Consider the following 15,472-nt stretch of genomic DNA (forward strand, 5'->3'; position numbering starts at 1 on the left):
CCGATTTTTAGCGGCAATCGAATCAAAAGAGGTTTATATGCTTCTGGGTCAGGTGTCGTTTTAAATGCAGATGTAAACGCAGCGGCTAACATAATGAGAAAAGCGATTCCAACATCTTCTCTAGAGATAAAAAGAGAAGCATTAGAATCGCCTAAGGTTATTAATCTTCGAGATTTAAACTGTAAAAGTATTCCGGTCAAACGGATAGTGGCAGCATGAGACTGCCTTCATGGCACGAACAGCCTGTACGTACAGGTTCGAAAGACGAAAGTGTTACGGCTAGTAAAGTAAGTCAAAGACTTACATCCTTGTTCGCACTTCAGTGCGCAAGATACCGCTTCCAAGCATAGGCATTGGGAGTTGGTTATTCATTACCCGCAACCAGACGAAGGTTATCTATATTTGCCTTTAGCAGGAGAGGGCTACGTTGGTCTTAGAGACGACGGTTGATCTGCATGCCCTTTGATGTGATTGAGATCTATAATAGTATCAATACCCCAGTGTTTCAGGAAAGATGCGCCCATACCAGTTGGCTATGCATGTGTCTAGCGGTAGCTACAGATTTATATGGCGTCTTTCCGGTAGAAGTACTTCTTAAGTTATTAGAGCGTGGCAAAGGGCTTACTTTTGATGCGGCCTCGGTAATGGCTTACTTTGATAAAATGCCAGCTAATGACGTGGTGTATAAGAAGCGCTTAGGACTTTTTGGCGGGGAAGAGTATTTTGAAGAAAGCATGTATAAAGAGTTGTTAGAGTACCAAGGCGATATGGAATATTATATCCCAACCCTGATGGAGCTTAAGGACTACCAAGAGCAAGGCTTCTTTTCTCGAAATATCCAGATTCAAAGATTAATTTCTTTCCTAAAAAGGGCCTATGAACTAGACGAAAAACTTGCAACGGTAATTAGCGCCCAAGTTCAAAAAGAGATTTCTCTTGGCGGCGAGATTGAGGATATTTTCGAGTTATTCGATTCCTTAGAGCTAGTGCTGAACTCGGAAAAGGAAGTGGAGAAGTTGGCTAAGATCCTAGTGGAAGTATGGAACAATACGCGGTCTGTCCTTAATCGCGGGTATACGATGACGGAGATGAGAGGACGATAAGTTAAAAGTCGATATAGAGGGAGCTGTGTATGAAAGACATGAATAAGAAAATATATGAAGGAATGGAAACAGCCTTTATTAATAGCAATAATAGCTCCAATTTGGCGTTTAAGCCGCACTTTGTCTCAAATGATGAAAAGAGCGGACGTAAAGTCTTGACGACGATAGAGAATGAGCTAAAAGATTGTGATGAGTTTAAGATTAGTGTGGCGTTTATTACGGAGAGTGGTGTGACGCCATTATTAATGATCTTAAAGGAGTTGGAGAAGAAAAATATTCCAGGTCAGATATTGACCACGGACTATCTGGCCTTTAGTGATCCTAAGGCACTGATGAAGTTGAATAGTTTGAAGAACATTGAACTGAGAATGTATGGTGCAAATGAAAAGAATCACCAAGGTTTTCATACTAAGGGGTACATGTTCAAAAAAGAGGAAATCTATAGTTTGATTATAGGCAGTTCAAATATGACATTAAGTGCTTTGACGGTTAATAAAGAATGGAATGCGAAGTTGGTCAGTACAGTTAAGGGTGAGTTTGCCGAAGAAATTCTTGATGAATTTGAGTACCTGTGGGCTGAGTCAAGCGATATCAGTGACATAATTGATACATATAGTGAAATTTACAAGTCTAAAAAGGACATTCTCAGGCAGACTCAGATTCCAACGATTAAACAGTATAAGTTAGAACCCAACAAAATGCAGTTAGCGTTTATCAAAAATCTGAAAGAAATTAGGGCGAAAAATCAAAATAAAGCATTGTTAATTTCAGCCACAGGGACGGGTAAAACTTATGCTTCGGCATTTGCATTGCGAGAAGAGAAACCCCGAAAAGCCTTATTTTTAGTCCATAGAGAACAAATTGCAAAGCAAGCTATAAAAAGTTATAAAGATGTATTTGGCGATACGGTATCTTATGGATTACTGTCAGGGTCACATAAAGATTATAATGCGGATTATCTATTTTCTACAATGCAGATGATGTCAAAAAAAGATATATATTCCAAGTTTAATCCTGATGAGTTCCAGATTATTGTGGTGGATGAAGTACACCGTGCAGGGGCCGAGAGTTATCAACGAATAATGGAATATTTCAAGCCATCTTTGTGGTTAGGAATGACGGCTAGTCCTGACCGCCCGGACGGATTTGATATCTATGACTTATTTGACCACAATATTGCTTATGAAATTCGACTTCAGAAAGCGTTAGAAAGTAATCTCTTATGTCCGTTTCAGTATTTTGGAATCACAGATATTTCCATTGATGGTGAAACTTTTGATGATGAATCTAGTGCAAAAAAATTTAGTCTATTAGTAGCTGATGAACGGGTAGACAATATAATTGAGCAAGCGAGTTACTATGGATATAGCGGAGAACGTGTGAAAGGATTAGTGTTTTGCAGTACCAAAGCAGAAGCGGAAATCCTTTCCAAAAAGTTTAATGAAAGATATTGCGGAGATCGTCTTTACCGTACCGTTTATCTGAGCGGAGATGATGACCAACGAAAAAGGGAAGGGGCAATCGAGCGCTTGGCTAATGAGGACGCAGAAAGTGATGACTTCCTTGATTATATTTTTACGGTTGATATTTTTAATGAAGGTGTGGATATTCCGGAAGTGAACCAAGTGATTATGCTACGTCCGACCCAGTCTCCGATTGTATTTGTTCAACAATTAGGAAGAGGGCTTCGGAAAAGAGAAGGAAAAGAATTTGTGGTGGTTCTTGATTTCATAGGAAACTATACGAATAACTTTATGATTCCCATCGCTCTTTTTGGTGATCGTACTTACAATAAAGATAATATGCGACGCTATGTGATTGAAGGGAATCGAATTATGCCAGGAAGCTCTTCCATTCACTTTGATGAGATTTCTAAGAAGAGAATTTTCGACTCCATTGATACGGCAAAACCGAATTCGATTAAATTTTTAAAAGAAGAGTATAAAAATCTTAAGAATAAGGTGGGACATATTCCTAGTTATCGAGATTTCGAAGAATATGGTGCGATAGATGTTTCACTTTTCTTTGAGAATAGTAATTTAGGATCTTACTATGCCTTTTTAAAGAAATATGAAGATGATTATTGCATTTACTTTGATTCGCTGCAAGAAGAATTGCTACGTTTTATATCGGAAAAGGTTGCAAATGGAAAACGCTTTGCTGAATTGGATTTTATAGAGAGAATGCTTCAGTACAAAAAACACAGTGGTAGTGATATTGAACTTGAAAAATGGTTAGAGAGATACAAAAGCAGTAATGCAATTCAAGTATTGTGTAATGAGTTTGCAAGCAACGAAAATAATAAGAGAAAATATCAAAATAGTATTTTCGCTGAAGAAAAGCAAGGAAATATTCAGTTCTCTGAGAAAATATTAGCTAAACTGGATGATGCTAATTTTTACCACGAGGTGAGCGAATTAGTAGAATATGGGGTTCGTCAGAATAAATTATATTATAGTAATAAATATAAAGAAACAGACTTCGTTCTTTATCAGAAATATACGTATGAGGATGTGTGTAAACTCCTGAATTGGAGCAGAAATGAAGTGGCACTGAATATAGGTGGTTATAAGTATGATAAAGATACAAATACATTTCCGGTATTTATCAATTATAATAAGGACGAGAATATAAGTGATAGCATTCGTTATGAGGATCGCTTTGTTGATGAAGGAACAATGATTGCCTTGTCTAAACAATCGCGTACACCGGAATCTAAGGATGTGCAGCAAATTTATCAAGCGAAAGAACATGGAACAAAAATTTATCTTTTTGTTAGAAAAAATAAAGATGATGCTGTTTCTAAAGAGTTTTATTTTTTAGGCGAAATTAGTGCTGTTGGTGAGCCACAACCAGTAATAATGCGAAACACGGATAAAGATGCCGTTGAGATTACTTATAAGTTGGAGGTTCCGGTACGAGAGGATATTTATGATTATATTGTTTCCTAGGAGGGCAGTTTAAATGAAAGCAATTGAAGTGGTTGCAGCAATTATTAAAGAAGATAATAAGATTTTCGCTACCCAGCGAGGCTATGGGGATTTTAGGGGGGGCTGGGAATTCCCTGGTGGAAAAATGGAAACTGGCGAAAGCCCTGAAGAGGCTTTAGTGCGTGAGATTGAAGAGGAGCTTGAAACGCAAGTAAGAGTTGGTGAGTTGGTTCATACAGTGGAGTACGATTATCCTAAGTTCCACCTTACCATGCATTGCTATCTGTGTCAGATAGTTAGCGGTAATCTAACACTTACCGAGCATACGGCGGCTAGGTGGTTGTCTAAGTCAGATATTGATAGCGTCGATTGGTTACCGGCTGATGCCCCGGTCATTGAAATTTTGAAAGAGAAGTATTTGAACTAGAAGAGATACACAGTCTACGAAGCGTAGATTGTGTATTCTTTTTTTGGTGCTACAATTAACCTGAGGTGAAAAGATTATGGAAATAAGCAGAAGAAAACAATTATTAGCAGAGTACGCCAATCGGAAGCCAGAGATGGGGATTATCTCTCTTGCATGTGAGGCGACGGGCGATGTGTTTTTAGGAACGTCGAACGATACAAAGGCCAGTCTTAACGGCCTGCGCTTTAAGCTAGAGACAGGGAGCCATCCTAATCGAAGCTTGCGGGAGTTGTGGCAGCAGTACGGTGAGGCCGGGTTTACGCTTTCTGTAGTAGAGGTATTAGACTATGAGGACGCGAAGGCAGATTATACACAGGAGCTAGAAGAAATGCTAGAACAGCATTTGGAAGAAAATAAAGAAGCTAGGAGGATTTGGAAGTGATTAATCAAGAAATGTCAAATAAAGAAATAGCATATAAAGGGGTAATGGTTGCCGATGGCTATGAGCGAATCGACGGGCAAAATGCCTTTCACTCTCAGGTAAAGAAGATGACCATCGGTAAACCAACGCGTAAAGAGAACGAAAATGAGAAAATTGCCATTCAGATTTGGCGAGAGGATGAAAAAGGCGAGCTGTATATGGAGACAGAATTACCGATCCATCAAGTGCTTGACATGATGATCTTTTTTATGCAAACTCTGCGGCACTTTCGTGAAGCCTATCGGTTGCCAGCGCTCTATGACGCGGAGCATCCTGAGGTGGCGCGAATCGATGTTCAAGGAGGGTCCGTGCCGGTGGCTGTCGATATCAGTAATGAAAAAATTGATGAAGATCTTCAGGAATTCTCGCAAGCGCTCATTGATCTTGGTGATTTGACCGGTGAGCGTCTCCGGGTACTGATGAAGATTATGGAAGAATTGAGCTGTTAATTACCCAATCCGAATTTCCCAGCAATATTGACATTTTAAGTGAAGGTAGTTAGAATTTTACTTATAATTGGTCGATAAAACGTAGAAGGGATAACGGATGAGGATGGGGAAAAGAGAAAGTAAATACAATAGATTCATATACCTAGGCTTAGTCGTACTTTGCCTAGGTTTTTTTTGGTGGAGTAGTGGCAGCAAAGGTCTTGGCGGGGAACAGGCGGCGGATGCTGGTTTTGAAAAAGTCCAGTTTGTGGAGGACTCCCGTGAAGGCGGAGAAAAAGCGGGCGAGGTCCTAATTATTAAGGGTCACGTTACGAAAGAGGTAGAAGCAGGCTCGGTGCTCTTTATGAGAATCTTTCACATTGGCGTGCAGGTCTATCAAAACGAGACAGAGATTTTTGCTTACGGCACCGTGCCGGCAGCAGGTTATCCTTCTCTCGGTGATTTGTGGACAGGTTACACTCTTAAAGAGGGGATTTCCCCAGAGGACGAGGTGGAGTTTCGCTTAAGCGCTCCGGCCCAGACGCTGGTATTTTCTAGTACTGGTCGGTATGAATACTTTTTTGATAATTTATACGTAGGAAGCTGGTCTCAGTTTATGCGAGCAATTCTGGTGGATAATATTCCTCATTTGCTGCTCGCGCTATTCTTTATTACCAATAGTATTGTGATTTGGTTTGGGGCGCTGGCTTTAAAAAGAGCTAAGCTTGAGGTGGGTCCAAGCGTCTTTAACGGTGCCTATTTATTTCTGGCAATGGGACTGTGGATGCTAGTGAACGGCTACTTCCTCTCCATGCTAACGACGGATAACGGTCTCATTATGTCTCTTGAACACGTGCTATCCTTTTTGATGGCGGCGCTTATGTTCCGTTACTTAAGCAGTATTCTTAAGTCTCGGGCAGGGCTTTTAAATAAGGCTTTAGAATACGTGGTTATTCTTATGTTGGTGGTCTCGATGCTGTTGCAAGGCTTAGGGATACTGGATGGGTTTGCCTTCTTATCAAAGACGGTCCTACTGATCCTGGTACTGATTGTCCTGGCAGAGGGCAGTCTTATCTATGAAGCGGTGATTACAAAAGAGAAAATGGCCCGCTATCGTCTACTCTCGGCAGCTGTGCTCCTCTTTTTTATCGTCTTAGGCGTGATGGAGTTCTTGTTTGTGATGCCCCAAAACGACATGTTGTATGATCTAGGCTTCTTTATCTTTGCCTGTATGCAGTTAGCCTTTATCTTATATTACCTACGGAAAAAACTACGGGAAGCCCAGCAGGCGAGGGACCTTGAGCTAGAACTAAGCGAAGCCAGGACTCAGCTGATGATTTCCCAGATTCGACCCCACTTTATTTTTAACACCTTAAATGCTATTTCCGCTCTTTGCTTAGAAGACCCTATTCGAGCAGACGAGGCGATTGTTCAGTTTTCAAAATACCTGCGGGCGAATATCACGGTGCTAGAAGGGCCGAAGATGATTCCTTTTCCTCAGGAGTTAGAGATTATTGAGAATTACGTCGCCATCGAGAAGCTGCGTTTTGACGAGCGAATCGCGGTGGAGTATGAGATAGAGTTTACAGATTTCAAAGTACCCATGCTAAGCCTTCAGCCAATTGTTGAGAACGCCATTAAGCATGGCTTAGTAAAGAAAAAATCCGGCGGTAAAATTATTATGCGGACAGAGCAAGCGGATGGCTTTGCCGTGATTACGATCACCGATAATGGTGTGGGCTTTGACACGGAAGAGGCTAGTAAAAAGGAAGAATCGGTGGGCATGCGCAATATTCGGACCCGGATAAGCATATCTTGCCAAGGGGAGCTACTGGTGGTAAGTACTCCGGGAGCAGGCACCCAGGTAACCGTAAGAATTCCGTTAGCAAAAGATGAGTAAGAGGAGAAGCAAATGCAGATAATCTTTGTAGATGATGAAAAAATGGCCCACGTAAAGTTTAAGAATTATGCGAAAAAGGCGGGGATCTATGAGCAGGTCGTCTTTTTTAACGACTCAGGGGAAGCCCTTGACTACGTTAAGGAACACTCGGTGGACGTGGCGATCTTTGATATTGAGATGCCCGAGATGAACGGCATCGAACTAGGGCGTAAGTGCAAAGAAATCAATCAGAATATTCGTATTATTTACACCACGGCCTATGGGGAGTATGCCTTAGATGCTTTTGGCGTAGATGCTAGTGGATACTTAGTAAAGCCTTATGGCTACGAAGGGCTAATGAAAGAGCTTGATAAAGCGATGCGTATTCAGAACGTTCGGGAAAATAGTGTGTACATTCAGACGATGCCTAGATTCGAGGTGTTTGTCGACGGGACACCCCTTAAGTTTTCCCGGCAAAAAGTGAAGGAGCTTTTAGCGGTGATGGTGGATCGTCAGGGGACGACTCTGACTACCGGTTACGGAATCGCTGCCTTATGGGAGGACAGGCCAGAAGATGAGAAGACCAAAAGCCTTTTCCGGGTAACGGTAAAAAGGCTCTATGACTTTTTAGAAGAAAAGGGCATTCGCTATATTTTGCAGGAAGACCCAGCGCTTCGAGCGGTGGATGTGTCGAGCTTTGCCTGTGATTACTATGAATTGATGGCCGGCGCGCCTGAGCGAATCGAGAAATACGACGGTTATTATATGGAAGAATATGCATGGGCAGAGGATACCAATGTGAGCATTCAAAACTATATTGATGCGGTTACGGATTGGTAACGGGGGGGAGAATATACTGACGTTAACAAATGAACAGAAGAAATCAGTCAGAAGAAAAAACGGAGGTATATATATGAAAAGAAAGAACATCACAACTATAGCAACTATCTGTATTGCGAGCCTGGTTTTAGCAGGCTGTGGAGCAAAGGGGGGCAACAAAGAGTCGCCGACTAAGGAGACCACGAACCAAGAGACGAAGGCGAAAGAGCTGGCCGCGTACGATGAAGATTTTAACATCATCGATTACTACGACACTCAGCTTGAGCTAGAAGAGGCCATCGGTTTTAAGGTTCTGGTCTTACCGGCGACGACGGGCTATGCGAATATCGATAATATTCACAACATGTCCGTATCCACAGAAGGAGTGGCAGAGGTCTTCTACAGTAAAGACGGGAGCGAACAGAATATGATTTCGGTTCGCACTGCACCGGGCGACGAAGCCCCGGTGTCATATAAAAAGGTAAATTACGACAAAGAAGAGGAAAAAGACGGCATTACCATTCATACCGGCGAAGACCAGAAAGAAAAGCTTCGTAGTTCCTGGTGGTCGGTAGGCGAATATAGCTTTTCGATGAGTGGCCAAGGTGTCGATGAAGAAACGTATAATAGCTGTTTGCAGACCCTTATTGAGGGCTCGCTAGCAATGAAGTAAGGAGGACGAGACGATGAAGAATCAAAAGATAAAGAGATTTTTAGCAAGTATGCTTCTTGGGGTAATAACTATGACGATGGTGCCACTATCTACGGTACAAATGGTTACGAAGGCCGCTGAAGAAGAGCAAGACCAGGGAGAACACGTAGAAGTTAAATATGAACGTACCGATTACGATTATCTAAACATCGCTCTTGGCCGGATGGCGATGGATGATTTAGCCACAACGCCGGACTGGGAACAAGGTAAGGTGCTGGATATGCTTGGTAGCGTCGAGGATTCTGAGAAAGTAAGTACTACGATAGAAAATGTAAACGAATTAGGTGCAGCTGCTAATGAAGTGCTAAATGAGGGACAAGAGATCCTCGGTGATAGCTTAGACGTGGTTACCCTTTTTGATTCAAGCCGAGAAGTTTCTTCTCAGTATTGGAATCGCCTAGAAAGTGCCGGTAGCGCTTCTGAAAAGCAAGCAATCCTCACTGAATACCGAGAGTCCGTAATTAACCTAACGAATAGTCCAATGGAACACAGCTTTATTTTTGCTGATAGATTAGTTAACGAAGACTTATTTGTAAAAGTCGACCAGGTGATTGCCGCTTCAGGAAAAAGCGAAGAAGAACAAGGTCAGTTACAGTCGAATGTGCGGATCGCTTATATCGGTGAATTGACTCGGAGCTTTACCTTAAGTAAACTAGCTTATCTCGATATGCTACAAACGGAAGGGGAGAATGAAGACGCTACGAATGGGCTAAACGCCATCGCTCAATACGCTCATCAACTGAGTAACTACGCATCGAATACTTGGCCAGAGAGCGAGCAGGGCTACATTAATCAAGAGCTCTTAAAGCTTGGTGAAGAAAGCGACGAAAAAACACCAGAAGAGCTAGCTGAGCTACAAGCGGTAGTAGATGCTAATTACGTAGAGGGTGGACTTGCCGGACTAGGCGAGACGACAGAAGGCGAAACCGTCGATTACGGCTTGTCTGATATAAAGTATGAGACCGTCGGACGTAGAGACGATAAGAAGAAAGAGGAAGAACGGAGGAAAGAAGAGGCCAGAAAGAAAGCCATTAATGAATACGTAAAGGGTCTGGATTATGATGATAAAGCTGCCTTAGCAAGAAAAGGGGAGAGCATTGAGACTTATAAGAAAAAAGACGGTACGATGAAGGGTAGCGAATGGGTAGTTTCTAAACGGGAGAAAAAGTCTATCAACCAACGCAACGCCGATGTGGCAGCCATCGCTATTAACACTTCCGATATTTATCCAGGAGCGATGTTCCAAGCCAACTCAAACCTTGTGGATGGCAAAGGTACGATGATTAGCGTATCTGAGCGCAATCCGATCAGCGTTCACATTAATCTACCAGGATTAAGTGCCGAGCAAAGTACTCGTGAAGTCAAGAATCCTAATGCCGCCACTATCAATGGTGCCATTAACTCTATCCTAGATGAGTTCTATAAGACGGGAAGAGATGTACCAGCTAATATGTCAACTGAGAAGACGATGATTTACAGTAAGAAGCAACTAGAGGCTCACTTAGGACTCCAATACGAGGCCGTAAATAAGTTCAACCTAGACTTCGATATGCTAGCAAAAGGCGAGAAAAAGGTAATGCTTGCTAATTTCCATCAGACTTATTATACCGCCCAGATCCTTATTGAGAATCAAGCGAACCCAGCCGATTATTTTGGTCAAAAAACCAATGCTGATGAATTAAAAGGTAAGATGGATGCCAAGAATCCACCAGTAATCGTGGGCTCTGTGGCTTATGGAAGAAGTATTGTGGTCAAGCTAGAGACCAGTAGCTCTGAGACCGAAGTTAAGCTAGCCTTTGAAGCAGCTATGAGTGGCAAATCCATTGATGCAAATTCCAAATATGCGGAAATCCTCAAAAATACCAGCTTTAGCAGTTACGTATTTGGTGGTAGCGCCGGTGCTGCCGGACGTTACGCTACTCACGATAATTTAAAGGAAGTACAAGAGCTAATCGTACGGGAGTCTAAATTTGGCAAAGACACACCAGCAGCACCTCTTGCTTATCAACCAATTTTTATTAAGGATAATCACAAAGGTGAGGTAACAGGAACGACAGAATACGTGGAAACCACCACAGAAGTATTTAAATCTTCGAAAATGGGGATTAGTAATGATGGTAAATATTATGCAGTTTACAGTGTTAGATACAAACCTATTATCGGTTACCGTGATGACGGCAGCGAAATCCTTGGCGAGGAAGTAGTAGTTATTAATAAAGTGCATGTAGGATCTGACTGGGAGAACTGGAACATGCCAGCGAATATCGGTGATGTGTACGTTGGCTTTGATATAAAAGCTGGTTCGACTTGGCCTTTTAGCAAGTGGCTTCACAAGGTGGGAAGATCGTATGCGGTGGTTACAAATGGTTATTCTCTTGATTCGAGTATTGTAATTAGGCTTGACGGTCAAAAAATTGTCCAAGAAGATTTGTAATCGGTAGATAGCTTAAGGGTCCCCGTTAATGAGCGAGGACCCTTAAGTTTTGCGCTGATATTAAAAAAAGATTAAATTAGTGTAAAACTCCTTTACTAGTGAGATTAAAGTGCTATAATTACGGCTGATGGAGGAGACGATATGTTTAGTATAGAGCAGTACAAGCAGGAATTATTAGCAGAGCTTCCCCGCTTTAGAGAACAGACCCAGAAGTTCGTAGACGGAGAGCTAACAAAGCTAGAGTATAAGAAGATATCCGGGGGGATGGGTGTCTATGCGATGCGCGACGGAAAGCACTTTATGTTACGCTTAAGGGTGCCTTCTGGGGTGATACGCCTGTCTCACTTGGAGCTAATCAAGGAAATGATTGCCGATAAGCCTGAAGCCTATCTGCATTTTACCACGCGGCAAGCGACCCAGGTTTATAACCTAAGTGTGGATCAGCTTTTAGAATTAATGGAAGTGGCGATTACTCACGACATTTATATTCGTGGTGGGGGCGGTAATTTCCCGAGAAATGTTTTGAACGATGCGCTATCAGGCTTTAGCGAGGATAGTGCTTTTGACGTAGCGCCCTATGCGATAGCGGCGGATCATCATTACTATGAAAGAATGCTGACCCTTAAGCTTCCCCGAAAATACAAGGTATCATTTTCTAGTTCGCCAGCCGGTCTTGGCCAGAGTACGATTCAGGAAGTGGGCTTTGTAGCTAAGGAAAAAGAAGGAGAACCATTCTTTGACGTTTATATTGGCGGCGGCCTAGGTCCCATTGGAAAGACAGCCTTTAAGGTAAAGGAAGATGTTCCAGCGAGCCAGTGTTTGTATTATATTGATGGGATGCTTAATTTATTTATTGATAAAGGGCATTATGACACTCCTGCAAGAGCGAGAATCCGTTATCTCGTAGATGAATTTGGCGAGGAAGGTTTCGCTAAGCTTTTCATGTCCTATGTGGAAAAAGAGCTGGCAAAGGGTGGAAGAGATTTGTACCCAGATGCTATTATCCACCGGGAAGGCGGCGAGAAAACCGATCTCCTTGATGAAAGAATCATTTGGCAAAAACAAGCCGGTCTTTACGGGGTGCGAATCCATCCAGAAGGTGGCGTGTTCGGGCATCAGGAATTAGACCAGATTATTCACTGTGTAAAGGGCTTAGCAAAGCCACAGCTCCGTCTGAGTCTAGAAGAGAGTCTCTATATTCTCGATGTTGACAAGGACGAATTGCCAGCGGTGCTAGCCCTAGCAGATAAGGTTAGTGTGAATAGTAAGATTGAAAGCACCATCGCCTGCATTGGCTCAACGATTTGCCAGGTGGGCTTAGAGGATGCCCAGCAGATGGCTAAGGAGATTAGTCGATACTTTAGAGAAAAGGGAGCCGATCCGGCGCTTATGAATGCGCTGCCGGTAATCCGTATCTCTGGTTGCCGCAATTCTTGCGGGGGCCAACAAGTGGGCGGTATCGGCTTATACGGTATGCGCCAGAAGATTGAAGGTGAAGTTTTTAGCGCTTATTTCATGAGTATTGGTGGTAGCGTGGATACGAAAGAGACAAGATTCGGTGAGGATGTGGGTGTGTATTTAGCCAAGGAATTACCGATGGTACTATATAAGCTTGCCCAGCTTGTGGTTTCGTCAGGCAAGTCATTTGCAGAATGCGTTAAGGGAGAAGCGGCGAAAGCAATCCTCGCCGAATATAACGCCCAGAAGTCACAATAAGTTACACAGTTAGTGTGTAACCGGGAGTTTTAAAAGATAGAGAAAGAACAGCCAGTCAGGAGAATCCGAGTAGGAGACCTTGGGTGGCTGTTTTTGCGGACTTCTGCTATAATGATAGCTGAGTATCAAAAAGCAAAGTACAATGAGAGAGGGTGATTTGGATGACCTTAAAAGATTTGGAGATTGGCCAAAAGGCGATTATTAAAACTGTCGGTGGCAGCGGGGCGCTGCGCCAGCATTTTTTAGATATGGGTGTCATTCCCGGAATTGAAGTAGAGGTAGAAAAGTATGCGCCTATGGGAGATCCCATGGAGTTACAGCTACATGGCTATGCCCTTACCTTACGCCTAGCAGATGCGGAGCAAATTGAGGTGGAGTTAGCACTAGGCGAGGCGACAGTGACAGAGCCTCTTAGCAGGGAAGCGAAGCGGGAGGCGAAGATGACGATTCATCCTCGTATCGGTGAGAGTGAAGCCTTTCAAGTACGAGGCGAAAAAGAGCCACTGCCAGATAATGAGAAGCTGACGTTTGCCTTAGCAGGTAACCAGAACTGTGGGAAGACGACCCTTTTTAATCAACTAACGGGAGCCAACCAGCATGTGGGTAACTTCCCAGGGGTAACGGTAGATCGCAAAACCGGCTCTATTAAGGGGTATCCTAATACCTTAGTTACCGACCTTCCCGGAATCTATTCCCTCTCTCCTTACAGCAAGGAGGAAATCGTCTCTCGGGAGTTTATTATTTCGGAAAAACCAACCTGCATTATTAATATTGTGGATGCGACGAATATTGAGAGAAATCTCTTCCTAACGATGCAGTTGATGGAACTAGATGTGCCGATGGTGTTAGCCCTTAACATGATGGACGAGCTAACGGGCAATAAAGGGACAGTATATATTAACGAGATGGAAACCCGCCTAGGAATTCCGGTGGTGCCGATTTCGGCAGTTAAAGGCGAGGGCATTCAGGAGCTAGTGACCCACGCTCTGCACGTGGCGAAGTATCGGGAGCGTCCGGGGCGTTTGGACTTTTGCGATCAAAAAGACCACGGTGGTGCGGTTCACAGGGCTCTTCACGGGATTATGCCGCTCATAGAAGACCATGCAGTTGCTGCGGGCATTCCTCTGCGTTTTGCCGCCACCAAGGTGGTGGAAGGGGATCAAATGGTCATTGGTCAACTGGCCCTTTCGGAGAACGAAGAAGAGATGCTTGAGCATATTGTGGTACAAATGGAGACGGAGCGGGGGCTGGACCGGCAAGCAGCCATTGCCGATATGCGCTTTACCTTTATCACAGAATTAGTACGGGAAACGGTAGTTAAGCCAAAAGAAAGTAAAGAGCATGTCAGAAGCCGCCGGGTAGATAAGCTCCTAACTGGGAAGTATACGGCCATTCCTATGTTTGTGCTAATCATGGCGACGATTTTCTTTTTAACCTTTAATGTAATCGGTGCGTTCTTACAAGGGCTATTAGAAGAGGGCATCGGTATTCTTACCGATGCGGTCGACGGCCTTCTTAGTACGTGGCACGTGAATGAGGTTCTCCATTCCCTATTGATTGACGGAATCTTTAATGGCGTGGGCACGGTGCTTAGCTTTATCCCGATTATCGTCACCTTGTTTTTCTTTTTATCTCTCTTAGAGGATACCGGATATATGGCCAGAGTGGCCTTTGTTATGGACAAACTTTTGCGAAAAATCGGTCTCTCAGGTCGAAGCGTGGTGCCCATGCTAATCGGGTTTGGATGTACGGTTCCAGGAGTGATGGCTTCAAGGACGTTGCCCTCCGAGCGAGATCGTAAGATGACAATCATTTTGACACCTTTTATGAGTTGTACAGCAAAGCTGCCGATTTACGGATTTTTTACGGCGGCATTTTTCCCTGGAAAGGGTGGACTGGTGATGGTTGGCCTTTATTTTACGGGGATTGTGGTCGCAGTACTAGTGGCACTTTTCTTTAAAAAAACCTTTTTTAAAGGGGACGCGGTTCCCTTTGTGATGGAGCTACCCAATTACCGCTTACCAGGGGTGAAAAATGTTGCCCAGCTTCTTTGGGAGAAGGCGAAGGACTTTTTGCAAAGAGCATTCACGGTTATTTTTATCGCTACGATTGTTATTTGGTTCTTGCAAACCTTTAACTTTAGAATGGATGTGGTGAGGGATTCACAGGATAGTATGTTAGCGCTAGTGGCTGGGGTTATTGCGCCGCTATTTACCCCTCTTGGTTTTGGCGACTGGCGGATTTCCACCTCGCTTATCGCTGGGTTTATGGCGAAGGAGAGCGTAGTCTCGACCCTTTCTGTGCTCTTTGGTAGCGTCAAGAATCTGACGGAGTTACTTACTCCCCTTAGCGCCATGTCGCTCTTGGTGTTCTGCCTTCTCTATACACCTTGCGTGGCGGCGGTGGCCTCTATTAAGCGGGAATTAGGAAGTAAGTGGGCCGTAATCGTGGTGGTAGGTGAGTGCGCCATCGCGTGGGTATGCGCCTTCTTAGTGCGACTGATCGGTCTCGCTTTAGGTTTTGTGTAAAAGAAAAAAGCTCACGACTAACTTGGTATCGTAAAG

Annotated in this window: 11 protein-coding genes and 1 pseudogene; all 12 read left to right on the forward strand. The window is 43.5% G+C overall.

The window, feature by feature from the left end; all coding sequences use genetic code 11:
* Positions 1-219 (forward strand): annotated as a pseudogene (locus NHH16_RS13050) (hypothetical protein); the annotation flags it as partial.
* A gap of 236 nt (positions 220-455) precedes the next feature.
* On the forward strand, positions 456-1,103 hold the full coding sequence (locus tag NHH16_RS13055) for a hypothetical protein (protein ID WP_262070050.1): 648 nt from the start codon (positions 456-458) through the stop codon (positions 1,101-1,103).
* A 29-nt stretch (positions 1,104-1,132) separates the two neighbouring features.
* Positions 1,133-4,054: a DEAD/DEAH box helicase gene (locus NHH16_RS13060; RefSeq protein WP_316043940.1), complete on the forward strand. Its 2,922-nt coding sequence runs from the start codon at positions 1,133-1,135 to the stop codon at positions 4,052-4,054.
* A 13-nt stretch (positions 4,055-4,067) separates the two neighbouring features.
* A complete protein-coding gene (gene mutT, locus NHH16_RS13065; RefSeq protein ID WP_262070051.1) occupies positions 4,068-4,460 on the forward strand; it encodes an 8-oxo-dGTP diphosphatase MutT in 393 nt (130 codons plus the stop codon).
* 76 nt (positions 4,461-4,536) lie between these two features.
* Complete coding sequence (locus tag NHH16_RS13070) at positions 4,537-4,881, forward strand: GIY-YIG nuclease family protein (protein WP_262070052.1); 345 nt, start codon at positions 4,537-4,539, stop codon at positions 4,879-4,881.
* A complete protein-coding gene (locus NHH16_RS13075; RefSeq protein WP_316043941.1) occupies positions 4,878-5,369 on the forward strand; it encodes a DUF6530 family protein in 492 nt (163 codons plus the stop codon). The genes NHH16_RS13070 and NHH16_RS13075 overlap by 4 nt, the downstream gene beginning before the upstream one ends.
* 97 nt (positions 5,370-5,466) lie before the next feature.
* Positions 5,467-7,248: a sensor histidine kinase gene (locus tag NHH16_RS13080; RefSeq protein ID WP_262070053.1), complete on the forward strand. Its 1,782-nt coding sequence runs from the start codon at positions 5,467-5,469 to the stop codon at positions 7,246-7,248.
* A 12-nt stretch (positions 7,249-7,260) separates the two neighbouring features.
* Entirely contained in the window at positions 7,261-8,067 is an 807-nt protein-coding gene (locus tag NHH16_RS13085) for a response regulator (protein ID WP_262070054.1), read from the forward strand.
* A gap of 73 nt (positions 8,068-8,140) precedes the next feature.
* On the forward strand, positions 8,141-8,719 hold the full coding sequence (locus NHH16_RS13090; protein ID WP_262070055.1) for a hypothetical protein: 579 nt from the start codon (positions 8,141-8,143) through the stop codon (positions 8,717-8,719).
* A gap of 13 nt (positions 8,720-8,732) precedes the next feature.
* On the forward strand, positions 8,733-11,192 hold the full coding sequence (locus NHH16_RS13095; RefSeq protein ID WP_262070056.1) for a thiol-activated cytolysin family protein: 2,460 nt from the start codon (positions 8,733-8,735) through the stop codon (positions 11,190-11,192).
* Positions 11,193-11,333: 141 nt separating this feature from the next.
* Positions 11,334-12,908 (forward strand): nitrite/sulfite reductase, encoded by a 1,575-nt coding sequence (locus tag NHH16_RS13100; RefSeq protein WP_262070057.1) that lies wholly within the window; start codon positions 11,334-11,336, stop codon positions 12,906-12,908.
* 161 nt (positions 12,909-13,069) lie between these two features.
* Positions 13,070-15,436, forward strand: coding sequence for a ferrous iron transport protein B (gene feoB / locus NHH16_RS13105; RefSeq protein WP_262070058.1), 2,367 nt, complete (start codon positions 13,070-13,072; stop codon positions 15,434-15,436).
* Positions 15,437-15,472 lie beyond the last annotated feature (36 nt).

This window comes from Ohessyouella blattaphilus (assembly GCF_024721265.1).
In the GTDB taxonomy this organism is placed as follows: domain Bacteria; phylum Bacillota; class Clostridia; order Lachnospirales; family Lachnospiraceae; genus Aequitasia; species Aequitasia blattaphilus_A.

Bases quoted from the DNA above. Each gene is read 5' to 3' on its own strand.
- NHH16_RS13100 (WP_262070057.1), top strand. From the start codon at position 11,334: ATGTTTAGTATAGAGCAGTACAAGCAGGAATTATTAGCAGAGCTTCCC.
- NHH16_RS13055 (WP_262070050.1), top strand. From the start codon at position 456: ATGCCCTTTGATGTGATTGAGATCTATAATAGTATCAATACCCCAGTG.
- NHH16_RS13060 (WP_316043940.1), top strand. From the start codon at position 1,133: ATGAAAGACATGAATAAGAAAATATATGAAGGAATGGAAACAGCCTTT.
- mutT (WP_262070051.1), top strand. From the start codon at position 4,068: ATGAAAGCAATTGAAGTGGTTGCAGCAATTATTAAAGAAGATAATAAG.
- feoB (WP_262070058.1), top strand. From the start codon at position 13,070: ATGACCTTAAAAGATTTGGAGATTGGCCAAAAGGCGATTATTAAAACT.
- NHH16_RS13080 (WP_262070053.1), top strand. From the start codon at position 5,467: ATGAGGATGGGGAAAAGAGAAAGTAAATACAATAGATTCATATACCTA.
- NHH16_RS13095 (WP_262070056.1), top strand. From the start codon at position 8,733: ATGAAGAATCAAAAGATAAAGAGATTTTTAGCAAGTATGCTTCTTGGG.
- NHH16_RS13090 (WP_262070055.1), top strand. From the start codon at position 8,141: ATGAAAAGAAAGAACATCACAACTATAGCAACTATCTGTATTGCGAGC.
- NHH16_RS13070 (WP_262070052.1), top strand. From the start codon at position 4,537: ATGGAAATAAGCAGAAGAAAACAATTATTAGCAGAGTACGCCAATCGG.
- NHH16_RS13085 (WP_262070054.1), top strand. From the start codon at position 7,261: ATGCAGATAATCTTTGTAGATGATGAAAAAATGGCCCACGTAAAGTTT.